A 22,588-nucleotide genomic window follows, 5' to 3' on the forward strand; every position below is an offset into this window, starting at 1 on the left:
TTTTCCTCGATTTCACTTAAAATCTTACATTTTTTCTAAGCGAGCAATTCGATCTTCAATTGGTGGATGAGTATCGAATAAATGTGCCCATGAATTCGACTTGAAAGGTGTGGCAATATACAACGATGCACTGCTTGGATCAACTTTTTTCATTGGCTCACTAACCGAAATCTTTTTTAACGCATCAATCAACCCTTGAGGATTACGCGTCAACTCAACTCCAGAAGCGTCAGCTAGATACTCACGATTACGTGACAAGGCCATCTGTGCTAAAGTCGCAGCTAAAGGGCCTAAAATCAAAACAACTACTGATAAAATCAAAGCAAGTACATTAGCACCATTATTATCATTATCACGGCGCCGACCGCCACCCCACCAAAAGGAATTCATCCCAATATTAACTAACGCTGAAACAACCGAAACCAAAGCCAAGGCAATGGTTTGTAGCCGAATATCATAATTCCTAATGTGGGATACTTCATGAGCAATCACACCCTCAAGCTCTTCGCGGTTCAAACGATTTAGCAAGCCTCGCGTAACTGCCACTGCAGCGTGCTGCGGATCTCTGCCAGTTGCAAAGGCATTGGGACTTGGATCTTCAATAATAAAGACCCGCGGCATAGGAACCTTGGCAACTAAGGTCATATCTTCAATAATATGCCACAATTCAGGATATTGCTGTTCATCTTTAATTTCAACTGCATTGTTCATTCGCATAACGACTTCCGTTGATTGAGCAAACATCGAAATCGAATAAAAAGCCCCTAAAATCATAGCTAAAATTAAACCTGCGCCTGTACTGTCCCAAAAAACATAACCTAAAGAAGCACCAATCAAAGCCACTAACAGCAAAAAAACAATCATTACTAATAAAGTTTTTCGTTTATTACTCGCAATTTGCTGAAACAGCATACTCTACTTTCTCCTTTGTAATTAACCTTAAAAAGAAACCTTGGGTGCATTTTTTTCCTCAGTTGGAACTTCAAGGTAAGCAATTTTTTTCATGCCATGAATTTTAGCAACTAAATTTGATGGGAAAGTTAACAACTTTTGATTGTAAGCTGCTGCGCTGGAATTAAATAACTGCCGCGAATAAGCAATTTTATTCTCAGTGTTTGAAAGTTCTTCCATTAACTTGGTGAATTCCTGATTAGCTTTTAAATCCGGATAATTTTCAGCTAGCGCAAAAATTGATTTTAATGAATCACTTAATTGATTTGAAAGTTCCATCTTCTTTTCCTGCTGATCAGCAGGAAGACTAATCATCTGGTTTCTCAACTTAACGACTTGCGCAAAAGTCTCTCGTTCGTGTTTGGCGTAGCCCTTAGTCGTTTCAACTAAGTTAGGAATTAAATCATTTCGCCGTTTCAGTTGAACATCAATTTGACTCCATGATTCATCAGTATAAACTTTAGCTCGCTGCAAACCATTGTAAAGTGCAATATAGCCAAACACCAAAACAATTATAATAATTAAAAGAATGATCCAAGTCATTTGCGTTCCTCCATTACTTAATTACACCACAAAATACAACTATCTTTGCTCTATCATACCAAACTGATTTACTCGTTGAAAGTATTCCTGTCTTTAAACAATAAAATTAACAATAAACTAAGAATTTAAAAAGCCAAAATAAAAACCGGAACAAAACAAACGTTTCACTCCGGCCCTGCGGTATCGATCTTTATTATCAATATATGCCATTCACTCCACAATGACTGACATAAGCACACCAAAAATTCCGTTGGCAAACGTGTCCCGCTTCGAAATTGAACCATTAATTGCCGCAACAAAATAATGTTAATCCATTACCTGGTTCTTCTCGACTCATCGCATACATTTCATTATAATCCGATAATTAAAAATTACAAGTAATTTCAATATAACTTTTTTTCCATTCGATGATGCTTGATTCCTGCATCTAAAAAGCCATCACCAACCACGTTGTATCCTAGTTTCAAGTAAAAACCTTGTGCTTGATCCTGTGCTCCCAAAGTTAGATATGGTACCTCTGACTTTTTGGCCGATTCTTCAACAAAGTTCAACATTCGGCGTGCTAAGCCTTGCTGGCGAAATTTTTTTAAGGTTGCAACCCGTTGTAAATGCCAAGCACCGTCAGCTTGTTCGATCACCCTGACAGTTGTTACTGGCGTTGAATCAAGATAGCCGACATAGTATCTTGCTTGATCCTCATTTTCAATTTCTAGTTCTGGTGAAACATGCTGTTCTTTAACAAAAACTTGCTGACGAATCATTAAAGCAGCTTGATAACAAGTTGCTGAAGTCCCTGTCCCATTTTTTATTGTAAATTTCATTTGTTAACTCCTTCCTTTTTTAGAAAATCAATTAATAAGAACATTTGAAATAATCAAGGTTTGGTTTAAAATAGAAGTGTGGAGTTAATTCCGCACCGTGTGGATTTCAAAGGGAAGAGGCGATCGCAATGTCAAACAAGTTGAGTAAAGAAGAACGTAAAGCATTAGCTCGCAAAGCCTTAGAAGACCGCGCAAAGCATCCTCAAAAGAAGAGTAACGGTTCTGGTTTTGCACGGATCGATGCTGATGCCAAAAAATTAGAAAACTAATTTTTTATCAACTATTTTGAGGAATAAAGAGGCTGTCTAAGACAACCTCTTTTTCTATGATTTGTTTTACACTTCATTCTAAAACTATTTTTCGGTGCTTGTTGAAAATCAATGCAAAAATTTCTTTTTGACGTTCATCTATAATGGAAAAATAGACCTCTTTAAAAGCACCTACAAATTCTGGTTTAGTAAGTTCCCTTTTGAACACCTCGGCCACTGTCTGGGGATCATTGCCTGCCCGTCCACAACCAAAAGCTCCTAAAATTAAATACTCATCCTGCAAAATTTTAAACTGCCGCAATATTTGAATAACTCTTTGCTGCAAATCTAACTGTAATTTTTTTGCCCTGATCTGATGGTTCTCTTTGGCCGCTAATTTCAAATTAGGTGCAGAGATACTGATAAAATCAACAAACCTTGCTGGCTTTAGGTAGCTTTTTTCACTTTCATCGTGTAAAACTTTAACTTGCTGTGAAACGATCATTTTCTGACTATATAAGCCTTGATTGAAATGACATTGATTATAATAATAATATTTACGTCGAAATTGCATTAATTCAGGATATAAAAATGTATTGCGACAAATTGCTTGTTCCCATCCGTCTCTCCCCTGACGAAAGTTACCACCGGGCTCGACTGGATCAGCAAAATTTAAAACTCCGACCTTAGTTGACACATCCGTTGCCAACCTAATTCGCTGCAAAACATTCTCCCGGTTAACAATAATTTTTAGCTTTTTACTTTGAAATGGCTGTTGCTGTTCTAAAAGACTACTTTCAACCAATTGCGATTTTTGCTGAAGACCATTCATTTCAACTTGGTATAAATTCATCGTATGGTGGGCAATTTGACGATATTCTTCTTTAGTCAGTTTAACCACTTTGTTTGCCTGCCTTATTCTTTCTCATCTCTCATCATAACACAAATTTTATTTTAATCTATTTTTAATCTTAAATCGAGTAGGAAATAACTGATTAGTCCATTTACTGACCTCTCACACCACCGTACGTACGGTTCCGTATACGATGGTTCAATACGGGCTTGAAAATTTATGCCACTACTATGACCTCGGCTGACTTCTGTATCATTCAGCTAAACATCACTGCCTAGTTTGTTCCTGCAAAGCTTTCCTTCCTCTTGTCGGAAACATATAATACAGACCTCCCCCGGGTAAGAACGATATCTTTCGTGCCATCCAACCATTGGCTTTACTGCATACAGTTTCGAGTACTGTTAAACTTCAGTTTGTGATGCAACCTTAGCCACTGCAAGCAGCCTGATAACCACTTCTTATTCATTGGCTCAGCACTTTGCTTTGGATTTCCTGCAAATTCCATCTCACAGTGGACACTCTGCTCTTTAGCTCGTGATCCCGACTACTACGGTCCACAGTGGAATTTTATCACTTAGTATTCACTCTTGACGGGCACACGTCAAAAAAAGTAGCCTTCAAAATTGAAAGCTACTTTTGGCGTTTATGATTCTCATTAACGACTCAAAATCCAGAAGAAAATAATAAAGACAAAGAATAAGCCATACATGATTGGATGCACTTCTTTACCACGTTTAGCAGCAACCATCGTAATTGGATAAGCAATAAAACCTAAAGCTAAACCATCTGAAATACTGTAAGTCAATGGCATCCCTAAGACGATCAAGAAAGAAGGAATCGCAATCTCCATCTTTTCCCAATTAACGTTCTTCATACTTTCAGCCATCAAAACACCAACGATGATCAAAGCCGGTGCAGTTACTTGGCTAGTAACCACTGCAAGTAATGGTGAAAAGAATAATCCAAAAATAAATAAGATTCCGGTAACAACAGCCGTCAAGCCTGAACGGCCACCAACGGCGATTCCCGCTGAGGATTCAATGTAGGCACTAACTGGTGAAGTTCCCAGCAAAGAACCAGCTAACATCGCCGTCGAATCCGACATCAAAGCCTGACCGATCCGTGGCATTTTATTATCTTTCATAAAACCAGCTTGTTGGGCTAAACCAACTAAAGTACCAGCCGTATCAAAGAAAGTAACTAATAAGAAAGTCAGCACAACAACAATTAACTGCAAAGAATTAATATCCCCAATATGTTTAACTGCTACTAAGAAAGTTGGCTTAAGGCTTGGAGCCATTGAAAAGACTTGCGTTGGCAATTTGATCATTCCTAAAGCAATTCCTAAAATTGAGGTAGCAACCATGCCAATGAAAATTCCACCGGGAGTTTTCCTAACCATCAAAATTGCCGTCACGATCAACCCAAAAATCGTTAGCCAGGTAGTTCCCGAAAAATTCCCTAAGCCGACAATCGTTGAACTATTTTTAACGATCAAGCCGCCATCTTCCATGCCGATAAATGCAATAAATAATCCGATTCCAGCAGAAATTGCTGATTTCAAGTCAGCTGGAATCGCATCAATAATCAATTCACGAAGTTTAAAAATCGTAATAATTACAAAAATGATTGAAGCGATAAAAACTCCCGCTAAAGCCGTTTGCCAAGGAATCTTCATTCCAATGCAGACCGAATAAGCAAAAAAAGCATTAACCCCTAGACCGGGTGCAGTGGCGATTGGATATTTGGCCAAAATTCCCATCATTAAACAGCCCAAAGCACTTGCTAATGCGGTTGCCGTAAAAATAGCACCTTTATTCATCCCCGAGGCGCCTAAAACACTGGGATTGACAAATAAAATATATGCCATTGAAATAAAAGTTGTAAAGCCAGCCAAAACTTCGCGACGAAATGTTGTATGCAGTTTTTCCAGCCCAAAGTAATCTTCAATTTTCTCTTTCACAATTTATCTCCTTTTCCGAACATTATTGATAGCTTATCATATTAACGAACGCCTTTTACTATACTATAATCCTTATAAATTGTAAACTGCATTTTCTTAGTCCTTTTTTCTTTTTAAAGCGCAACTCGTTTGGAAGTGATTGCGACCTTCGCTATAATATATTCATACTCTAATTTGTTCTTAGTCGGAATTTACTTTTTTGCTGGTTTCTAAAGGAGTTTTTTTTATGCTCACTAAATTCAAAGGCCTGCTGTTTAGGCCGCGTGCGCTTTGGGAAAAGAATTTAATTGTTTTATGGTGCGGAACTTTTATGGCTGGGATCGCCTTCAGCTTAGTCATGCCTTTTTTATCCTTATACATTGATACTTTGGGAGATTTCTCAAAAAATGAGCTTAACTTTTATAGCGGTATTACTTATTCAGCAACATTTTTGGTAATGGCAATCATTTCACCATTTTGGGGGAAATTAGCTGATCGTAAAGGTCGCAAATTAATGATCTTGCGTGCTTCTTTGGGAATGGCGATCGTCATTGGCTTGATGGGAGCAGTTACTAATATTTACCAACTGATTATTTTACGGCTTTTACAGGGAGTCTTTTCTGGTTACGTCAGCAACTCGAATGCCTTGATTGCAACTGAAACCCCGAAAGAACACAGTGGCAAAGCTTTAGGAATCCTGATTACCGGGAATGTGACTGGTACCTTGTTTGGACCGCTTTTTGGTGGTTTTGTTGCCGCAAATTTTGGCTATCGAATAACTTTTGTGATCACTGGAGTAATTTTATTGATCGTCTTTTTATTAAGTGTTTTTTTCGTTCATGAAAGTTTTGTTCCCGTCAAGAAAAGCCAAATGAAAGGTGCCCGCGAAATCTTCTCAACTCTGCCCAACCGGCGGATCGTTGTCGGAATGCTGTTCACAACTATGCTGATCCAATTAGGAAACTTTTCGATCAGCCCAATCCTCAGCTTATATATTCGCGAACTAATGAATTACCACGGACCAATTACAATCATTAGTGGAATTATTGCTTCTTTGCCTGGCTTTTCAACTTTAATTGCTGCTCCTCGGCTAGGTGCTCTTGGTGATAGGGTTGGCACAGAACGCATCCTAATGTTTGGAATGGCAACTGCCGCTTTAATCTATTTGCCAATGGCCTTGGTAACTAATGTTTGGGAATTAGGAATCTTGCGTTTTTTAATTGGAATCACTAATGCTGCCTTGCTACCGGCAGTTCAAGCTTTGCTGGCTAAAAATTCTCCAACAGCAGCAACTGGCAGGATTTTTAGTTATAACCAGTCATTTCAGGCATTAGGCAATGTTTCCGGTCCATTAGTTGGTTCATTGGTTTCAGGTTTTGGAGATTATAGCAGTGTCTTTTTGTCAACCGCATTAATTACTTTTTTAGGATTCTTTTGGGTTCACTTCTCAGTTAAGCCTAAAAAAGAGTAGTGAACTATGCGCTGCTTTTTGAGAACACCACTGACTTACAACTTTATTCACTTAAAGGCCAGTGCAGAGGCGATAATTTACTAAAGGCTGGGCTGTCCGAGTCCAATTTAGTCTTCTATTAAGCACTTAAGATATTCTTAGCAGCACTAATATCTCCATCATGATTCATGCCACAACTAGAACAAGGTACCTGTCGAATATCTAAAGTGTACTTACTATCATATCTATAATTACTGCAGACTTGGTTAATCTTGGGATAAACAGTGGCTAACTATTTACCTTACCAAGCACACTTATATCCTAACTGTCACAAATTTCTTTCCAACTTTAATTTGCACAAGATGCTGATTCTTCATCAGATTCTTGGCTTTCAAATTCTCAATTTTAATCACAACAGATTGTTTTACTAAACTCTTATAATATTTGAAAATAATTGCTTTTTTGATTAGCAATCTTTTCGGAGTATCTAGCTGCCATCAGGTTTGCCTTTTTATAGTTTTTAAAATCAGATAGCTAAAAAAATGAGCAAGGGAACACGTCCTTGAAAGAACGTTCTTCCTTGCTCATTTTCAAAAAGCCCCCATCTGAAGGCTTTTTTATTTGCTGGTAAAACCATATTTTTTATTGAAACGATCAACCCGTCCATCAGCTTGAGTAAACTTCTGACGGCCAGTATAGAAAGGATGTGAATCACAAGAAATTTCAACACGAATCAACGGATAAGTATTGCCATCTTCCCATTCAATCGTTTCCTTGGAAGTCTTGGTCGAACCAGATACGAACTTATAGCCAGTAGCTGAATCCTGAAAAACTACTTGATGATAATCTGGATGAATTCCTTTTTTCATTTTGTTACTCTCCTTTGCCCTGGTCCATTTGCTGAGCCAGAGTTAATTCTTTCCAATACAACAAATTGTATAATATCATAAAACAAAACACAACGCAACTTAGCTTATTCTTTTTTTTTCGTAAAATGACTTGAACGACCCCAAATCGTTGTCAGCTTAGCCATTAGCCTTTGATTATCGGTGGTTTGTTTCATCAATCTGATCAGCTGCTCACTGTTACGTAAGGTATCTCCATTCATACTTCGTCGAAATTTCCATAAAAAGTCCAAGGTTGCTTTATCAAGCAGTAGTTCTTCCTTGCGAGTTCCAGATTTTTTTAAATCAACTGCTGGAAAGATCCGCCTTTCAGCCAGATCCCTTGAGAGCTGCAATTCCTGATTACCAGTTCCTTTAAATTCTTCATAAATCATATCGTCCATCCGACTGCCAGTCTCAACTAAAGCCGTCGCCAAAATCGTTAAACTGCCGCCTTCTTCAATATTGCGAGCAGCTCCAAAAAACCTTTTTGGCTTAAATAAAGCAGCCGGATCAATTCCACCTGATAAAGTCCGACCACTGGGAGGCACGACCAAGTTATAAGCCCTTGCCAAACGAGTCAACGAATCTAACAAAATAACGACATCCTGTTTATCTTCCGTCAAGCGCATTGCCCGCTCTAAAACCAGTTCGGCCACCCGAACATGATTTTCTGGGCGTTGATCAAAAGTCGAATAAATTACTTCACCTTTAACCGTCCGCTCTAAATCAGTCACTTCTTCCGGACGTTCGTCAATCAGTAAAACCATTAATTTGGCAGCAGGATAATTTTGGGCAATTCCATTGGCGATTGCTTTCAATAAACTCGTTTTGCCAGCTTTAGGCGGTGCAACGATCAAACCGCGTTGGCCAAAACCAATTGGGGCAAATAAATCAATGATTCGTGTCGAAATTTGTTGCTGATTCGTTGTTAAACTGACCTGCTTTTGAGGATAGATCGCCGTTAAAGCTGGAAAGTGTGGCCGTTGCTTAGCTTCTTCTGGGTGTTTGCCATTAACACTGTCGACATGCATTAACCCATAATAACGTTCCTTAGCTTTGGGCGGACGAACCTTCCCAGCAACCAAGTCTCCATTCCTTAAACCAAACCGACGAATTTGAGAAGAGGATATGTAGATGTCCTCCTGTGAAGGCCCATAGTTGATTGGCCGCAAAAATCCAAAGCCATCTTCATTATTAGAAAGCTCTAAAACACCGGCCATATAATAATAACCCTGTTCTTGAGCCTGAGCCCGAATTACAGCCAGTGTTAATTCTTTTTTATTCATTTGACTATAATAAGGAATTTTATATTCACGAGCATAATTATAAATTTCTTTAAGGGTTTTCTCGCGTAAATCCAGTAAAGTTAAATTATCTGTCAAATTTCTCTCCTAAAATTATTGGTCAGTCGAAACAGTTGCTTCATCAACTAATTTAATTTTAGCTGATAAGCCAGCTAATTTGTCAACGATGCGTTCATAACCACGCAAAATATTATCAGCATGATTGATAACCGTTGTTCCCTTAGCCATTAAAGCCACCCCCAGCAAAGAGACCCCAGCCCGGATTTCACTAGCTTCCACCGTCGCTCCAATTAAATTAGTGGAATGATTGATGGAAATCACCCCATTTTGACTATTGATCTTAACACCCATTTTTTGTAATTCGGGAATATGTTTGATCCGTTCTGGATATAAAGTGTCAATAACTTTACTGCAACCGTTAGCCTTCATCAATAAAGGGGTGATTGGTTGTTGTAGATCCGTTGCAAAGCCAGGAAATGGTGCTGTTTTGATCGTGACCGGTGCTAGATTATGTCCACCTTCAACATAAATACTGTCTTCATTAACTTCTAAATACACACCCATCTCAATTAATTTAGCAATAAATGGTTCAAGATGTTCAGTAATTACATTCTTAACTAAGACACCTTCACCATTAGCTGCTGCAAAGGACAAATATGTACCAGCTTCGATTCGATCTGGGATGATCGTATGCGTATTTTGAGCTTTTAAATTTGAGACACCTTTAATTCGAATTACATCAGTTCCAGTTCCACGAATTTGTGCGCCCATATTATTCAAGAAAGTTGCCAAATCAATTATTTCTGGTTCTTTAGCCGCATTTTCAATAATCGTCGTTCCCTTAGCCTTAACTGCCGCTAATAAAACATTAATCGTTGCGCCAACCGAAACGATATCAAAAAAAATTCGCGCACCATGCAATCCAGCTGGGGAAGTATAAATTGAAACCGCATCATCTCGCTCCTCAACGATTGCACCCAAAGCTCGAAAGCCTTTAATATGTTGATCTATTGGCCGCGGTCCAATATTATCGCCGCCTGGAAAGCCAACCAAAGCCTTACCAAATTTTCCAAGTAAAGCTCCCATAAAATAGTACGATGCTCGTAAACTCCGAATGGCCCCGCCTGGTAAAGGGACGTTTTTAATTTGGGTTGGATCGATTTCCAATTCTCCATGAGAATAATTAGAAATAACATTCATTTTTTTCAAAATTAGCATTAAATTGTGTACATCTAAAATATCAGGTACCGAATCAAATTTGACCGGCGTATCTGCCAGAATAGCCGCTGGGATCAAAGCCACGGTGCTGTTTTTTGCTCCACCAATGGTCACCTCACCCGACAATTTCTGTCCGCCCTTAATTACCATTTTTTTCATTTTTAATAATTCTCCACTCACATTTAAATCAAGTTCAATGTAGCGGCGTTCATGCTAAGTTAAAAATTATTTAACTTACAGAAGGCCTTTATCCATAATACAAGATAGCATGTCAGGTTTCAATTAATCTAATCAAAATATTGAAAATACTAATCAAAAATTAAAAAAATATTGTTAGCATTGGCCAACAATATTTTAAAATCAGCATTTTGCTAACTAAATACAATTACTTAACTGCACGATAATTAGCAATAAAATTCGACAAAACCTGTTCTTCATCAGTTTGTGGCTGGTAAGTCCGCTGCTTAATTCCATGAATCTTTTCTACTGGCAAATGACTCTTTAAAGACAATTCGGTATCTGTCAAATGAAATTTTTCTTGGAAAATTACAATCTTATCAGCTAAAGATTCTGCTCGCCCTTGACTCATCAAAAATCACCTCACAGCTTATATGTTTTACAATATTAAGCATACCATAATTTTTTTACTTGGTGTTCGAGGCTTTAGTCAAAATAAAAAATGTTGTCAAAAAATTATTTTTGATCAGCACTGGCAGCGATAAAGGCTTTAAACAAACCTTCTGGACGCTGCGGCCGAGATAAAAATTCGGGATGATATTGCGAAGCTACGAAAAACTTACGATCAGTCAACTCAATCACTTCGATCAGATGATTATCAGGTGAGATTCCTGAAAAAGTCAATCCATGCTCAATAAAGGTCTTGCGGTATTCATTATTAAATTCATAACGATGACGATGACGCTCTTGAATTACATCTTGATTATCATAAGCAGCCGCCGTTACTGTTCCTGGTTTTAGCTTGCACGGATAAAGCCCCAAACGTAAAGTACCGCCCATCTCTTCAACATCTTCTTGGTCAGCCATTAAATCAATGATCTTGTTTTGGCAATCCGGTTTAACTTCAGTTGTATAAGCATCCGCTAAGCCAACAACATCCCGCGCAAATTCAATGCAGGCCATCTGCATTCCCAAACAGATTCCCAAATATGGCACATCATTTTCACGTGCATATCGAATTGCCTGAATCATCCCTTCTAATCCACGATTGCCAAAGCCGCCGGGAACTAAAATGCCATCATACCCAGCTAGCATTTCAGTAACATTTTCAGCAGTGATCTTTTCAGAATCGAACAGCTCGACTTCAACGTCAGCATTAATTGCATAACCCGCGTGTTTTAAAGCTTCATTGACTGAAATATAGGCATCCGGCAATTTGACATATTTACCGACCAGAGCAATTTTGACCTGCTTAGTTAAGTTTTCGACTCGATCAACTAATTTGATCCATTTTGTCATATCAGCCTGTGGAGTATTTAGGTGCAACTTGCGGCAAACAATTTCATCCATCCCCTGCTTTTGCAAATTAAGCGGGATTTTGTATAACGAATCAACGTCGACTGATTCAATCACGGCATCTGGCTCAACATCACAGAAGTTCGAAATCTTATTCCGCACACTGGCAGAAATATGTTTTTCTGTCCGCACAACTAAAATATTAGGTTGAATGCCTACGCCACGCAATTCTTTGACGCTATGCTGAGTTGGTTTGGTTTTCATCTCACCAGCTGCATGGAGAAATGGAATCAATGTGGTGTGGATATAAAGGACATTTTCACTGCCAACATCCGCCTTCATCTGGCGCAAAGCTTCTAAAAACGGCAAAGATTCAATATCTCCGACCGTGCCACCAACTTCGGTGATTACTACATCGGCATTCGTAGTTGTGCCAGCCCGCGTGATTTTTTCCTTGATCATATTAGTAATATGCGGGATGACTTGAACTGTCGCTCCCAAATAATCGCCACGTCGTTCTTTTTTGATAACCTCCGAATATATTTTCCCAGTAGTTACGTTTGAATATTTGTTTAAATTGATGTCGATAAAGCGCTCATAATGTCCCAAGTCCAAGTCGGTTTCCGTCCCGTCGTCTGTTACAAAAACCTCACCATGCTGATAAGGACTCATTGTTCCTGGGTCAACATTGATATAGGGATCAAATTTTTGGATCATAACCTTCAATCCCCGATTTTTTAACAAACGACCGAGTGAAGCTGCTACGATTCCTTTTCCTAAAGATGAAACTACTCCACCAGTTACAAATATATATTTGGTCATCACTAAACTCCTTTGGCTAGTTTTTTAGAGACAAACTTTGGCAATAACAAAATAACAAGCTCCCTATTCCTTGAATAGGGAGCTTGTAGTTCCGATCTAACCAGCCCCACAAAATAAAAATCATGAGGTGCCCAATAAGCATTCTACAAAATCAAAGACTGAACGTCAAGTAATTATTTTTAAGCCTGATCATCTAAATCATCATCAGATAATTCTGAAAGTTGACCTTCAATTCCATCAGGCAATTCATTATCATCAACATCATCATCTGTCTCGTCAATGTCGCTTAAATCTTTGTTGTATTCCTTTAATTCTGATTCATCATGATCAGAATCAGTAAAATCTTGATCTTGATCATCATCATCATCAAAATCAATCACATCATCATCGTCATCGTCACTATCATCCATGAAGGCATTAACTTTCCGACGTTTATCATGTTCCTCGTCATCATCATCCTCGATGTGCACAACTGCTTCATCAATTGAATCATACGGATACCAAGAACGCAAGCCCCAAAGATTATCTCCGAGTGAGATAAAGCTGCCATCAATATTCAAATCAGTATAAAATTGGGATAAACGTTCCCGGATTTCTTCATCACTTTTACCAAGGAATTCCTGCACTTCATTGGTTAAATCAGCAAAGGGCATCACATCTCCATGCTGTTTTAAAATCTCGTGTGCAACTTCGATCATTGACAACTCGCTCCGATCGGCATCTTTAAACTTTTCTAGCTCCAACCTGGTACACGTCCTTTCAACAGTCTAACCTTTATGATACCTTTTCAAGTAGTAAATTGCAATCTAATTTTATATTTGCCAAGCAGTTCTAACCCATTATATAACAAATAGTCGACTTTGATTTTGCCTGCCAATGGAAACTCATTTAAAATCACCTGTAAGTTAGGAGTAACTGTTTCAATTGGCAATAATCCGTAAGGTGTTTGATAAGTTGCGGCTATCCGATGATTGTCTTTGAAAAAAAGCTGCAACTTTAAATCATCCCGTTTTCTGCTCAAATGAATACTGCTATCTTCGGTGATTTTAAACGTTACTGTAGTTTTTTCTGGCTCACTTGCTTCAATATACCTCAAATACAATGAGTTGCCCATTTGAAAAATTCGCCCAGAAAAATTTTTTTCATATTCACTGACTTCGCCAGCTTGTTCGCGTTGTGTCAGCAAATGGATCAAAATTGGTGTTCCATTTTCCAAAGTCTTCACCTCCTGAAGTACCATTAACTAATTATACCATTTATCTCAATACCTGATAGCTAAACTGTTTATTATCGTTACTATAATGCTATAATAGTTTTAAATATTATCCTAGTCAGGAAGTGATTTTGATCGAAGAACGTGATAAATTATTACCGCGAGAAAAAGTTTTACGCGACCCAATCCACAGTTATATCTATATCCAATCACAAATTATTTTAGATTTGATCAACACTAAAGAATTTCAGCGTTTACGGCGAATTCGACAATTAGGGACTGCCAACAGTACTTTTCATGGTGCCGAACACTCTCGCTTTACACATTCTGTTGGCGTTTATGAAATTGCACGCCAAATTTGCGACACCTTTGCCAGAAACTATCCCTCCAAGCAACCAAAAGATGGTTTGTGGGATGATCACGAACGTTTAGTTGCCCTCTGTGCTGCTTTATTGCATGATATTGGTCATGGACCTTATTCGCATACCTTCGAACATATTTTTCAAACCAATCATGAAGCTCTGACGGCTCAAATCCTGTTGTCACCCAAGACTGAAGTCAATCAAGTTTTACGTAAAGTATCACCAGTATTCCCACAAAAAGTCGCTAGCGTCATTCAAAAGACTTATCCTAATCCACAAGTTGTTCAAATGATTTCCAGTCAGATTGACGCTGATCGCATGGACTATTTGTTGCGTGATTCATATTATACTGGCACCAATTATGGGACTTTCGATTTACGACGAATTCTGCGCATGATGCGACCTTATCGGAATGGAATAACTTTTCATGTCAGTGGGATGCATGCAGTCGAAGATTATATCATTAGCCGATTTCAAATGTATCAACAAGTCTACTTTCATCCAGTATCACGTTCGATGGAGGTCATTTTGAACCACCTTCTTTTACGGGCCAAATCGCTCTATCAAAATTCTCACTGGAATAAAGATCAGTTGCCACAAATGTTGTTGCCCTTTTTTGTTGGGAAGTTCTCCTTGCAAGATTACTTAAAATTAGATGATAACATCTTAAATACCTATTTCAACATTTGGTGTGATGATTCAGATCCAATTTTAAGTGACTTGGCACGTCGCTTTTTAAATCGCAAACCGTTCAAATCCGTTTGCTACTCTAAGCAAACTAGAAAATTTTTGCCTCAATTGAAAGACTTAGTTCATCAGGCCGGCTTTGATGCAACTTACTATACAGCTACTAATAATAGTTATGATTTGCCATACGATGCTTATGAACCCGGCAAAAAGCAACAGGCTGCTCAAATCAAATTAATGCGTGACGATGGATCTCTGGTTGAACTATCAACCGTCAGCAAACTGGTCAAAGCAATCACCGGGAAATTTCTAGGCGATGAACGTTTCTTCTTTCCCAAAGAAATGATCCTCGGTCAAGGACCAACTTTTCAAGAGTTTCACAGCTATTTAAAAAATGGTTGGATCAGTAATCCAACTAAATAAGCTTCAATTAAGTGTGATAATAATTGCTAAAAACATATAGGTCAGCCCTACGATCAAGCAACTGGTACCGAAACGGTGAATCGTAACTGGCCTGTTTTTTAATTCTCCGACTTTTTTAATATCAATTTTACGCTGCTGATACTCCTGATCAGTTTCGCCTTTTTTTCGTCGCTGAAACCATCCCGCCATTAAATGTGCTCCTAACAAAATATCAACAACTGCTGTGCAAATCAAAGCTAAACCTAACAAAAATAATAAATTGGAAAGATATAGGTTCCACTTCAGTGGATAACTTATTACCGCAATCAAAAGCCCCATAAGTTGTGCTAAACTTGTTAGTTTAAAAAAATACCTTTTATTTAAATTTTCCATAATTCTCCATCTCAATTGATATTGACATAATTACCGGTAACTTCATTTAACTTAGCAACTTTACCAGTTGTTATCTCAAATTGATACATTCCCTTGAGGTTTGAAACATTGCTATCAGAAGGACTGGTATGTCGAATTTCGATTTGGTAAGTCTGAGTGTCGACTTTTTTTACGTAATATTGATCGCCGGCTTCTTGCGGAATCTGAGATGTTTTAAAAAACTTTTCCAACACTTGATTGTTCGACAAAGACTCGGCCACCGAAGAAACTTGGCTATTTGTGGCACTTGAAATTGAACTGCCAGTTTTTTGAGCATATTCAGAACTAAGCAGTTTTGAGTTGCGAGCATTAGTATAACCGCTCGTCGCCGTTTTAGCACTCGCGACGGCTGAAGAACTCTCAGCAGAAGTACTGGAAGCCGCCGATTGACTCTGACGCTGAGAAACTAGTTTTCCATATTTGGCTGCCTTAGCCTGATAGGCCGCAACTAATTGATATTTGCTTGATAAGTCTAACAAAGCTTGGTAACTGCCACCAGCTGCCGTATATTTTCCAGCCTGATAATAAGCAATGATTTCTTGATAATAGATTTTAGCTAATTTTGAAGCGCGCAGTTCTTTTTTTAAAGCAGTGATCTGTTTAACCAAACTGACTGGCTGATCAACTTTTTCTAATCCTGCTAAATTAGTTTGCGCCGTTGTTAAATTACCAGCTGCCAAGTTTTTCTTAGCCTCTAAGACACGTCCAAGTTGATTATATAGTTTCTTTTCTTTAGCTGTGGCTGTATTTTGCGTAACCACTTTTTTTAAGCGTTCAAAAGCCTGATGATCCGCCCCATGATCTAGCTCTTTTAGTGCCAGCTGATATTGTTTTTGCTTTTGATTTTGATTCGTTGCTGTGACGGTTTCTCGACTTGAATTCTGCTGGCTGGTTGCAGAACAGGCAGTTAAGCTCCATAGCGAAAACGAACAGAACACGATTACCAATAATTTGCCTTGTTCGAATTTCAATCCTGCCGCCCCCATTCTTTGATTTATCTTATCTTGATTATAACACGTCGCTGGCTTGCACTAATCTTGTTTTACTTGCCGATTGTCAACTTTCTTGACCATTAGTTCAATGGCAACTCCGATTACCCCAATGACAGCAATGGCTGAATATAAGACCATAAAAGTCTCACCAACAAAGATTTTAGAATTCAAATAATAACCAAAAGTTGAATGTAATTTATCTAATAAAATAAATAAAGCCAAATTACCACCGAACATTCCAAAAAATAAGGTATTAAACGTCATTCCCATGATCTGAAAGCCAATTGTCCGACCGCTTTTACGTAAATTCTGGCTAGAAATGGCTGGCGTTTGCTCAATAATTTCTTGCATACCACTAGTAATGGCAATCGCTGCTTCAGCAATAGCGCCTAACGTACTTAAAATTGTTGTAGCAATCAACAAGCTTTCAAAATTAATGCCGATCGCCAAGTTAAAAGCCTCCACTTCCTCAGAATCTTCGCTACTGAAGCCTTCTATTTGGACCAAATGATCAAAAGGAATAATCATCACTACCATCAGTGCTAAAACAATGACAGTCGCAAAAAAGGCTATATTCGCCACCGTTTCCTGGCAGTCACTCAGGTAAATTGTAATTGCTAAAATACAACAGCCGCTTAAAACTGAAACCACAATGGGCGAAAACCCCCCGGCAATCAAAATAACACTTAAAAACAGCAAACAAAAATTTAATCCAAAACTGATAATTGCTTTAAAGCCATTTTTACCACCAACTAAAATCACTAAAATTGCTAAAATCAATAACAGTGCTTTTAAAGTCGTCATTTATTCATCCACTCCAATCGCCAGGCTGCTAACAAGCTAGCCATTGGAATCGTTAAAGTAATTCCGATCCCACTAATAATTGCTTGGACAAACCCTAATGACATCGTCCATTCAAAGGTATAGCCAATTGAATTGCCAGTTCGAAAATATAAGGTTGCCAAAGCAAATGTTTCCGTAAAGAAAATCAGTAGCAAAACATTGATCAACGGTCCCATGATCGAGCGACCAACTTGTCTGCCAGATAAGAATAACTGCTTAAAAGCAATTTTGGGCTGACTTTGCTTCAACTCAAACAAAGTCGAAACAATATCAGTTGATGCATCCATGACTGTTCCTAAAAGGCCAATCAAAGTCGATGCTAAAAAAAGTTGTTTTGGCTGTTGCGTTGCAAAATCTAATGCTTCATAGTGCATCCCTGAATCGTGCGTTAGCTGCGTTACTAAATACGATAAGCCTAAAGCCAAAGCGGTCGCACTTGAAACTGCAATAAAGGTTACTAAGCTTTGCTGATTAAAGCCAATCACGATCAAAAGTGAAATTGCCGTAAACAAAACTGCCCCGGCGGCAAAAATCCAAAAAAAGTTGGTAATGTTCCAAGTAATATCAAGTTGAACTAAGATTAAGAATAAAACAAAATTGATCGCCACACTGATAATTGCTTTGATTCCGGTTAATTTCATTACTAAAAATAAAGCTGCCAATAGTAACCAGACTAGTAGAAACAAATAAACATCACGTTTGTAGTTAATGATTGTAACTGTTGGCTTACTTTTCTTGTGCTGACGATAGTAATTAACGAACACGTCTTGACCTGCAGTAAATTGTTGATCCTCTCCGTGAGATTTGGTAAAAGTGTTTTTGAAATGAAAAATTTGACCACGATATTTTCCGTTCAAAGTTTTTCCCGTTAATTTTTGATTAACTTGCTGATCGTGGTTGCCATATTCATCAGTTGTTTTTTGTGGCTGACTATTTTCAACTTTAATGATTCGAACAATCGGTTGCTGATATAAGAAAGCATCGTTTCGAGCCAAGAAAAAAATTAATAAGCCACCACCAATAAACAAGCAGATGGGAAATAAAAACTTTTTTATCTTATCCAAAACTTTCTACCTGTCTTTCTGTCTAATTATTTTTAAAATACCACTCTTCAACCGCATTAATAAAGTTTACTTTTCATTTCTTAAGCAAATAAAAACAAATCTTTGGTATAATTTAAGATAATTAATTTTGTTAGCTGATGATCAATCAGCGATTGGGGAAGATATTATGGAATACAGTAATGAGATTCTCAAAATGCTTTCAAATACTGATCAGCCGCTGTCTGGCGAAAAGATTGCCCAAAGTTTAAAAATTAGCCGAGCGGCTGTCTGGAAAATCATCCAAAAGCTACAAGCTAATGGCTACCAAATCGAAAGTCAGCACCGTTTAGGCTATATTTATCATGACAATGGCAAATTAAACCAATATGTCATTAAAAAAGACTTAACTGTTGAACTCAGTCAGCAACTTGATTTTGAAATTCATCAAACGATTGACTCGACTAATACGCGAGCTAAGCAACTAAGTCTTCAAAAGCATTTGCATCCGTTAGTGATCTTAAGTGATCAGCAAACAGCTGGCTATGGCCGTTATGGGCGCAATTACAGTTCCCCTAGTGGCAACATTTACTTGTCCTTACTGCTGCCAAATCCAAGTCAACGACTAAATCCCGGCTTATTGACAACAGCCACAGCTTTAGCAGTCAGTTTAGCAATTGAAAAAAAACTACTAGCTCAACCGCAAATTAAATGGGTCAACGATGTGCTGCTTGACCAAAAAAAAATTGTTGGCATCTTGACCGAGGCGATTACTAATATTGAAACCCGTTCAATCGACCAAGTCATTATTGGGATCGGCATCAATTACTTAACACGCCTTGACCAGTTGCCACCAGAAATTAAATCTCGAGCTGGTTCGCTCAGAAAGTTTGCCTTAGCAGCTCAAGTGACTCGTAATCATTTTATTGCTGCCGTTTTGAATCAATTTTTCCAAATATATCAAACTTACCAAACTGGGGATTTTTTGCCAGCTTACCGGCAACGCTGTTATTTATTAGGTAAAGAAGTTACAATCCAGCAAGGACAGCAAAAAATGGTCGGTTTAGTCAGCGATATTGATCAACAGGGATGCTTAGTCTTGAGCAACGGTCAACACATCTCTTCCGGTGAAGTTACTAAAATCCGCTTAAAATAAAATATGGACCAAGAGGCAGTATACTTATGCCACGAACTTAGGAAGGGAGAATGTATTGTTCCTATTGAATGTTCGAACACAAGTTACTGGCTTTTAGCCCATATTTTTTATTTTCCAATCAGTTTTTTAATTCAGCTGCTGCCGCTTGATCAATAATCACGGTGACATTCGGATGCTTTTGCAGAGCACTGGCCGGACAAGCAACAGTGACTGGCCCTTGAATCATTTTAGCAACTGCTGCTGCTTTATTTGAGCCATATGCTTCTAGCAAGATTTGCTTAGCTTGCAAAATTGAACCAATGCCCATTGAATAAGCAAAACGTGGTACTTCAGCCTCATTTTCAAAGAATCTTGAATTGGCCTCAATAGTTGAAGCCGTTAACGCAACCTTACGAGTTTTTTCTCCAAAACTCGAACCAGGTTCATTAAAGCCGATATGCCCGTTTTGACCAATTCCTAGTAATTGTAAATCAATCGGATGAGCTGCCAAAACTTGATTGTAACGTTCAACTTCAACCTGCTCATCAGTAGCATCACCTTGCGGCAAAAATGATTGCTTAAACTTTTTCAAGTTAAACAAATTTTTTTGCATGTACGCATGATAACTACGCGGATCATCAGCTTTTAAGCCAATATATTCATCCAAATTGATTGAAATCGCTCGAGTAAAGTCTAAATTGCTGCTAACTAGTTCTTGATAAGTTGTTAATGGTGTACTTCCAGTTGCCAGTCCAAAAACCTGAGCACCATTTTTCAGTGCTGTTGCAAAAATTTTAAATGCTGCTTTGCCACCTTGCTGACTATCTTTAACGGTAATAATTTTCAAGGCACCTAGCCTCCTATATTGGTATATACCCATTATACGATGGACTATACCAAAAAGCAATTTAGGATGCTCGTTGGTTGAACAATTTAATTATAAATTAGAAGTAAGCGTTTGTAAACAATTAAAAGTATTTATAAGTGTTTTTAATTGTTTTTAATCTATAGTTTAAGATTTTGATGTTTCAAACTGGAAAAAATATGCTTATCAGCCTGGCCAACTAAATATCCTTGAAAAAGCAATGAAAAAACCGTACCGATATTGATTGCATATAACTGTTTTGTTATTGCAAAAGCCAGCAAAATTGCTACTGCCGGAAACGAAAATGATAGCAATTGTGCTTGTGTTGAATTACCATGACAGAATTTAAATCTGATAACTTGCATCAAATCATCACAAGGATGCAAGATGACATTAACCCGCTGATAAATAGAAATCGCAATCGCAATTAGGACTATTCCGAAACAATCCAGTATGATCCGTACTCCTAAATTCAAATTCACCAGTGGGATCTGTGAAAACAGTTTGGAAAGCACGCCAACTAAATAGGCAAAGCAGAACATGAAAATCAAATTTCCTAAAATTCGCCGCCCGTCAAACTGTTGCAAAAATAAGATATTTAAACCAATCGCAAAAAAACCTTCTAACAGCAACAACCATGTTAAAGAAAGCGGTGTTGCATGGGCCAAGTTGACGGCGGCGGCCGTCCACAAAGCACTGCCTAAATTTAATGTAACAGTTAAGGCATTACCAAGGCTATTCAAAATAATCGAAATAAAAAAATAGAAAATGGTCAACCCTGATTTGTTATGAATTATGTAACCAGTAGGTGAATTCTGCATCTAAATCTCCAATCTTTGTTATCTAAAAATTTGTTGCCTTTGATTCTAAATAATTTTGACTGAAACTGAATCATGATACAATTAGCTTGGAATATGATTCAAATTTTATGAGGAGGAGATCAAAATGAGTGAAGATATTTTATTCAATCCCGGTCAAGCAATTGCTAGCAGCTATGACTATCACAATGCCTATGTTGTAGCGCAAATCTATCATCAAAAAAACGATCATGAACTTTTGTTAGTTAAAGATAAAAGCAACAATAAAATGTATTATGTTTTTGATACTGCTTCTCTCGAAAATCATAGTCAATTTGGTCAAAAATTTCAACTGATCAAACGAATTTAATTTCACTGAAAGTAGGAGGATAATTTGTTAATAAATAAAGCTTTTAAACTAGCTGATGGTAATGAAATGCCAACTGTCGGTTTTGGAACCTATAAATTAAATGGAACTTCCGGGGCAAATGTCATTGTACAAGCCTTGCAAAATGGTTATCGACTTTTAGATGCCGCCGTTAATTATGAAAATGAGGGTACCGTTGGTCAAGCAATTGCTCGCAGTTTTGTTCCCCGTGAAGAAATTTTTGTAACTTCTAAGCTTCCGGGGCGGCATCACCGTTATCAAGAGGCTATTACAACGATTCAAGAGTCGCTTTTTCGGATGCAGTTAGATTACTTTGATTTATATTTAATCCACTGGCCGAATCCGAAAGAAGATTTGTATTTGGAAGCATGGCAGGCGCTGATCGACGCGCAGCGCTTTGGTTTGGTAAGATCAATTGGAGTTTCTAATTTTTTGCCAGAACATTTATTAAGATTAAAAAAAGCCACTGGCGTTTTGCCCGTGGTCAATCAAGTAGAGCTCCATCCCTACTGGTCACAGCCTGAACAAAGAAAATTTGATCAAGAACATCAGATTGTTACACAGGCCTGGAGTCCGTTAGGCAGGGCCAACGCTGTTTTGCAAGAACCCGTGATTAAAAAAATTGCCCAAAAGCATCACAAAACGGTCCCCCAAATTATTTTACGTTGGGAACTTCAACTAGGAATCGGAATAATCCCTAAATCCAGTTCAACTGGCCGTCAAAAAGAAAATTTAGCTGTTTTTGATTTTGATTTATCACCTGAAGAAGTTACACAAATTACCAATTTAGATCAAGCCAATGGTCGCACCAAAAATCAAGATCCAGCGATTTATCAAGAATTCTAAAAATTTTTAAATTAAGGACCCTCAAAAGTCAGTTTTACAACTAAGCTTCTGAGGGTCATTTTATTGCTTATTGT

General features: G+C 38.0%; 25 protein-coding genes. 6 read left to right on the plus strand and 19 right to left on the minus strand.

Features of this window, described 5'->3' with window-relative positions; genetic code table 11:
* Positions 1 to 24 precede the first annotated feature (24 nt).
* The 3 genes from htpX to KH893_RS09160 form a co-directional block, all read right to left on the minus strand.
* On the minus strand, positions 25 to 912 hold the full coding sequence (htpX, locus tag KH893_RS09150; RefSeq protein WP_281165852.1) for a zinc metalloprotease HtpX: 888 nt from the start codon (positions 910 to 912) through the stop codon (positions 25 to 27).
* 27 nt (positions 913 to 939) lie between these two features.
* Entirely contained in the window at positions 940 to 1,494 is a 555-nt protein-coding gene (locus KH893_RS09155) for a LemA family protein (protein WP_281165853.1), read from the minus strand.
* 383 nt (positions 1,495 to 1,877) lie between these two features.
* Complete coding sequence (locus KH893_RS09160; protein WP_281165854.1) at positions 1,878 to 2,315, minus strand: GNAT family N-acetyltransferase; 438 nt, start codon at positions 2,313 to 2,315, stop codon at positions 1,878 to 1,880.
* Positions 2,316 to 2,443: 128 nt separating this feature from the next.
* On the opposite strand from KH893_RS09160, the gene KH893_RS09165 reads away from it, so the two are divergent.
* On the plus strand, positions 2,444 to 2,584 hold the full coding sequence (locus tag KH893_RS09165; protein ID WP_010579912.1) for a hypothetical protein: 141 nt from the start codon (positions 2,444 to 2,446) through the stop codon (positions 2,582 to 2,584).
* A 73-nt stretch (positions 2,585 to 2,657) separates the two neighbouring features.
* On the opposite strand, the gene KH893_RS09170 is transcribed toward KH893_RS09165, so the two are convergent.
* Positions 2,658 to 3,464 (minus strand): TIGR02452 family protein, encoded by an 807-nt coding sequence (locus tag KH893_RS09170; protein ID WP_281165855.1) that lies wholly within the window; start codon positions 3,462 to 3,464, stop codon positions 2,658 to 2,660.
* Between the two features lie 607 nt (positions 3,465 to 4,071).
* The gene (locus KH893_RS09175) at positions 4,072 to 5,379 is read right to left on the minus strand and encodes an NCS2 family permease (RefSeq protein WP_281165856.1); all 1,308 of its coding nucleotides are present in this window, start codon (positions 5,377 to 5,379) and stop codon (positions 4,072 to 4,074) included.
* Between the two features lie 226 nt (positions 5,380 to 5,605).
* On the opposite strand from KH893_RS09175, the gene KH893_RS09180 reads away from it, so the two are divergent.
* Positions 5,606 to 6,829: a multidrug efflux MFS transporter gene (locus KH893_RS09180; protein ID WP_281165857.1), complete on the plus strand. Its 1,224-nt coding sequence runs from the start codon at positions 5,606 to 5,608 to the stop codon at positions 6,827 to 6,829.
* Between the two features lie 118 nt (positions 6,830 to 6,947).
* Here the strand turns inward: KH893_RS09180 and KH893_RS13205 are convergent, their stop codons facing one another.
* The 8 genes from KH893_RS13205 to KH893_RS09215 form a co-directional block, all read right to left on the minus strand.
* Complete coding sequence (locus tag KH893_RS13205) at positions 6,948 to 7,079, minus strand: zinc ribbon domain-containing protein (protein ID WP_427860222.1); 132 nt, start codon at positions 7,077 to 7,079, stop codon at positions 6,948 to 6,950.
* A gap of 346 nt (positions 7,080 to 7,425) precedes the next feature.
* Positions 7,426 to 7,677 (minus strand): type B 50S ribosomal protein L31, encoded by a 252-nt coding sequence (locus KH893_RS09185; RefSeq protein WP_281165858.1) that lies wholly within the window; start codon positions 7,675 to 7,677, stop codon positions 7,426 to 7,428.
* A gap of 104 nt (positions 7,678 to 7,781) precedes the next feature.
* Complete coding sequence (rho, locus tag KH893_RS09190; RefSeq protein ID WP_281165859.1) at positions 7,782 to 9,077, minus strand: transcription termination factor Rho; 1,296 nt, start codon at positions 9,075 to 9,077, stop codon at positions 7,782 to 7,784.
* 15 nt (positions 9,078 to 9,092) lie between these two features.
* Entirely contained in the window at positions 9,093 to 10,376 is a 1,284-nt protein-coding gene (gene murA, locus KH893_RS09195; protein ID WP_281165860.1) for a UDP-N-acetylglucosamine 1-carboxyvinyltransferase, read from the minus strand.
* A gap of 226 nt (positions 10,377 to 10,602) precedes the next feature.
* Complete coding sequence (locus KH893_RS09200; protein WP_281165861.1) at positions 10,603 to 10,806, minus strand: LBP_cg2779 family protein; 204 nt, start codon at positions 10,804 to 10,806, stop codon at positions 10,603 to 10,605.
* Positions 10,807 to 10,910: 104 nt separating this feature from the next.
* Positions 10,911 to 12,512, minus strand: coding sequence for a CTP synthase (gene pyrG / locus KH893_RS09205; protein WP_281165862.1), 1,602 nt, complete (start codon positions 12,510 to 12,512; stop codon positions 10,911 to 10,913).
* A 179-nt stretch (positions 12,513 to 12,691) separates the two neighbouring features.
* Complete coding sequence (rpoE, locus tag KH893_RS09210; RefSeq protein ID WP_281165863.1) at positions 12,692 to 13,255, minus strand: DNA-directed RNA polymerase subunit delta; 564 nt, start codon at positions 13,253 to 13,255, stop codon at positions 12,692 to 12,694.
* Positions 13,256 to 13,299: 44 nt separating this feature from the next.
* Positions 13,300 to 13,737: a YwiB family protein gene (locus KH893_RS09215; protein ID WP_281165892.1), complete on the minus strand. Its 438-nt coding sequence runs from the start codon at positions 13,735 to 13,737 to the stop codon at positions 13,300 to 13,302.
* A gap of 122 nt (positions 13,738 to 13,859) precedes the next feature.
* On the opposite strand from KH893_RS09215, the gene KH893_RS09220 reads away from it, so the two are divergent.
* Complete coding sequence (locus KH893_RS09220) at positions 13,860 to 15,197, plus strand: HD domain-containing protein (RefSeq protein WP_281165893.1); 1,338 nt, start codon at positions 13,860 to 13,862, stop codon at positions 15,195 to 15,197.
* Between the two features lie 3 nt (positions 15,198 to 15,200).
* Here KH893_RS09220 and KH893_RS09225 read toward each other — a convergent pair whose 3' ends face one another.
* From KH893_RS09225 to KH893_RS09240, 4 genes are read right to left on the minus strand one after another with little or no spacing between them, the layout of a single operon-like run.
* A complete protein-coding gene (locus KH893_RS09225) occupies positions 15,201 to 15,569 on the minus strand; it encodes a DUF3899 domain-containing protein (RefSeq protein WP_281165864.1) in 369 nt (122 codons plus the stop codon).
* An 11-nt stretch (positions 15,570 to 15,580) separates the two neighbouring features.
* Complete coding sequence (locus KH893_RS09230) at positions 15,581 to 16,579, minus strand: hypothetical protein (protein ID WP_281165865.1); 999 nt, start codon at positions 16,577 to 16,579, stop codon at positions 15,581 to 15,583.
* Positions 16,580 to 16,639: 60 nt separating this feature from the next.
* Positions 16,640 to 17,404: a YibE/F family protein gene (locus KH893_RS09235; RefSeq protein ID WP_281165866.1), complete on the minus strand. Its 765-nt coding sequence runs from the start codon at positions 17,402 to 17,404 to the stop codon at positions 16,640 to 16,642.
* On the minus strand, positions 17,401 to 18,507 hold the full coding sequence (locus tag KH893_RS09240; RefSeq protein ID WP_281165867.1) for a YibE/F family protein: 1,107 nt from the start codon (positions 18,505 to 18,507) through the stop codon (positions 17,401 to 17,403). Before KH893_RS09240 ends, KH893_RS09235 begins: the two co-directional genes overlap by 4 nt.
* 166 nt (positions 18,508 to 18,673) lie before the next feature.
* Between KH893_RS09240 and KH893_RS09245 the strand changes: the two genes are divergently transcribed.
* Positions 18,674 to 19,639: a biotin--[acetyl-CoA-carboxylase] ligase gene (locus KH893_RS09245; protein WP_281165868.1), complete on the plus strand. Its 966-nt coding sequence runs from the start codon at positions 18,674 to 18,676 to the stop codon at positions 19,637 to 19,639.
* A 118-nt stretch (positions 19,640 to 19,757) separates the two neighbouring features.
* On the opposite strand, the gene nagB is transcribed toward KH893_RS09245, so the two are convergent.
* Positions 19,758 to 20,465, minus strand: coding sequence for a glucosamine-6-phosphate deaminase (nagB, locus tag KH893_RS09250; RefSeq protein ID WP_281165869.1), 708 nt, complete (start codon positions 20,463 to 20,465; stop codon positions 19,758 to 19,760).
* 158 nt (positions 20,466 to 20,623) lie between these two features.
* On the minus strand, positions 20,624 to 21,304 hold the full coding sequence (locus KH893_RS09255; protein WP_281165870.1) for a YczE/YyaS/YitT family protein: 681 nt from the start codon (positions 21,302 to 21,304) through the stop codon (positions 20,624 to 20,626).
* A gap of 124 nt (positions 21,305 to 21,428) precedes the next feature.
* On the opposite strand from KH893_RS09255, the gene KH893_RS09260 reads away from it, so the two are divergent.
* The gene (locus KH893_RS09260; RefSeq protein ID WP_281165871.1) at positions 21,429 to 21,650 is read left to right on the plus strand and encodes a hypothetical protein; all 222 of its coding nucleotides are present in this window, start codon (positions 21,429 to 21,431) and stop codon (positions 21,648 to 21,650) included.
* Between the two features lie 66 nt (positions 21,651 to 21,716).
* A complete protein-coding gene (locus KH893_RS09265; protein ID WP_281165894.1) occupies positions 21,717 to 22,514 on the plus strand; it encodes an aldo/keto reductase in 798 nt (265 codons plus the stop codon).
* Positions 22,515 to 22,588: the final 74 nt, after the last annotated feature.

Origin of the sequence: Liquorilactobacillus sicerae (assembly GCF_029916425.1) — a bacterium.
Taxonomy (GTDB): domain Bacteria; phylum Bacillota; class Bacilli; order Lactobacillales; family Lactobacillaceae; genus Liquorilactobacillus; species Liquorilactobacillus sicerae.

What these genes read in the sequence shown, in the direction of transcription:
- htpX (WP_281165852.1), bottom strand. Translation starts at nt 912, where the DNA reads ATGCTGTTTCAGCAAATTGCGAGTAATAAACGAAAAACTTTATTAGTA.
- KH893_RS09155 (WP_281165853.1), bottom strand. Translation starts at nt 1,494, where the DNA reads ATGACTTGGATCATTCTTTTAATTATTATAATTGTTTTGGTGTTTGGC.
- KH893_RS09160 (WP_281165854.1), bottom strand. Translation starts at nt 2,315, where the DNA reads ATGAAATTTACAATAAAAAATGGGACAGGGACTTCAGCAACTTGTTAT.
- KH893_RS09165 (WP_010579912.1), top strand. Translation starts at nt 2,444, where the DNA reads ATGTCAAACAAGTTGAGTAAAGAAGAACGTAAAGCATTAGCTCGCAAA.
- KH893_RS09180 (WP_281165857.1), top strand. Translation starts at nt 5,606, where the DNA reads ATGCTCACTAAATTCAAAGGCCTGCTGTTTAGGCCGCGTGCGCTTTGG.
- KH893_RS09185 (WP_281165858.1), bottom strand. Translation starts at nt 7,677, where the DNA reads ATGAAAAAAGGAATTCATCCAGATTATCATCAAGTAGTTTTTCAGGAT.
- murA (WP_281165860.1), bottom strand. Translation starts at nt 10,376, where the DNA reads ATGAAAAAAATGGTAATTAAGGGCGGACAGAAATTGTCGGGTGAGGTG.
- KH893_RS09200 (WP_281165861.1), bottom strand. Translation starts at nt 10,806, where the DNA reads ATGAGTCAAGGGCGAGCAGAATCTTTAGCTGATAAGATTGTAATTTTC.
- pyrG (WP_281165862.1), bottom strand. Translation starts at nt 12,512, where the DNA reads ATGACCAAATATATATTTGTAACTGGTGGAGTAGTTTCATCTTTAGGA.
- KH893_RS09225 (WP_281165864.1), bottom strand. Translation starts at nt 15,569, where the DNA reads ATGGAAAATTTAAATAAAAGGTATTTTTTTAAACTAACAAGTTTAGCA.
- KH893_RS09235 (WP_281165866.1), bottom strand. Translation starts at nt 17,404, where the DNA reads ATGACGACTTTAAAAGCACTGTTATTGATTTTAGCAATTTTAGTGATT.
- KH893_RS09245 (WP_281165868.1), top strand. Translation starts at nt 18,674, where the DNA reads ATGGAATACAGTAATGAGATTCTCAAAATGCTTTCAAATACTGATCAG.
- KH893_RS09255 (WP_281165870.1), bottom strand. Translation starts at nt 21,304, where the DNA reads ATGCAGAATTCACCTACTGGTTACATAATTCATAACAAATCAGGGTTG.
- KH893_RS09260 (WP_281165871.1), top strand. Translation starts at nt 21,429, where the DNA reads ATGAGTGAAGATATTTTATTCAATCCCGGTCAAGCAATTGCTAGCAGC.
- KH893_RS09265 (WP_281165894.1), top strand. Translation starts at nt 21,717, where the DNA reads ATGCCAACTGTCGGTTTTGGAACCTATAAATTAAATGGAACTTCCGGG.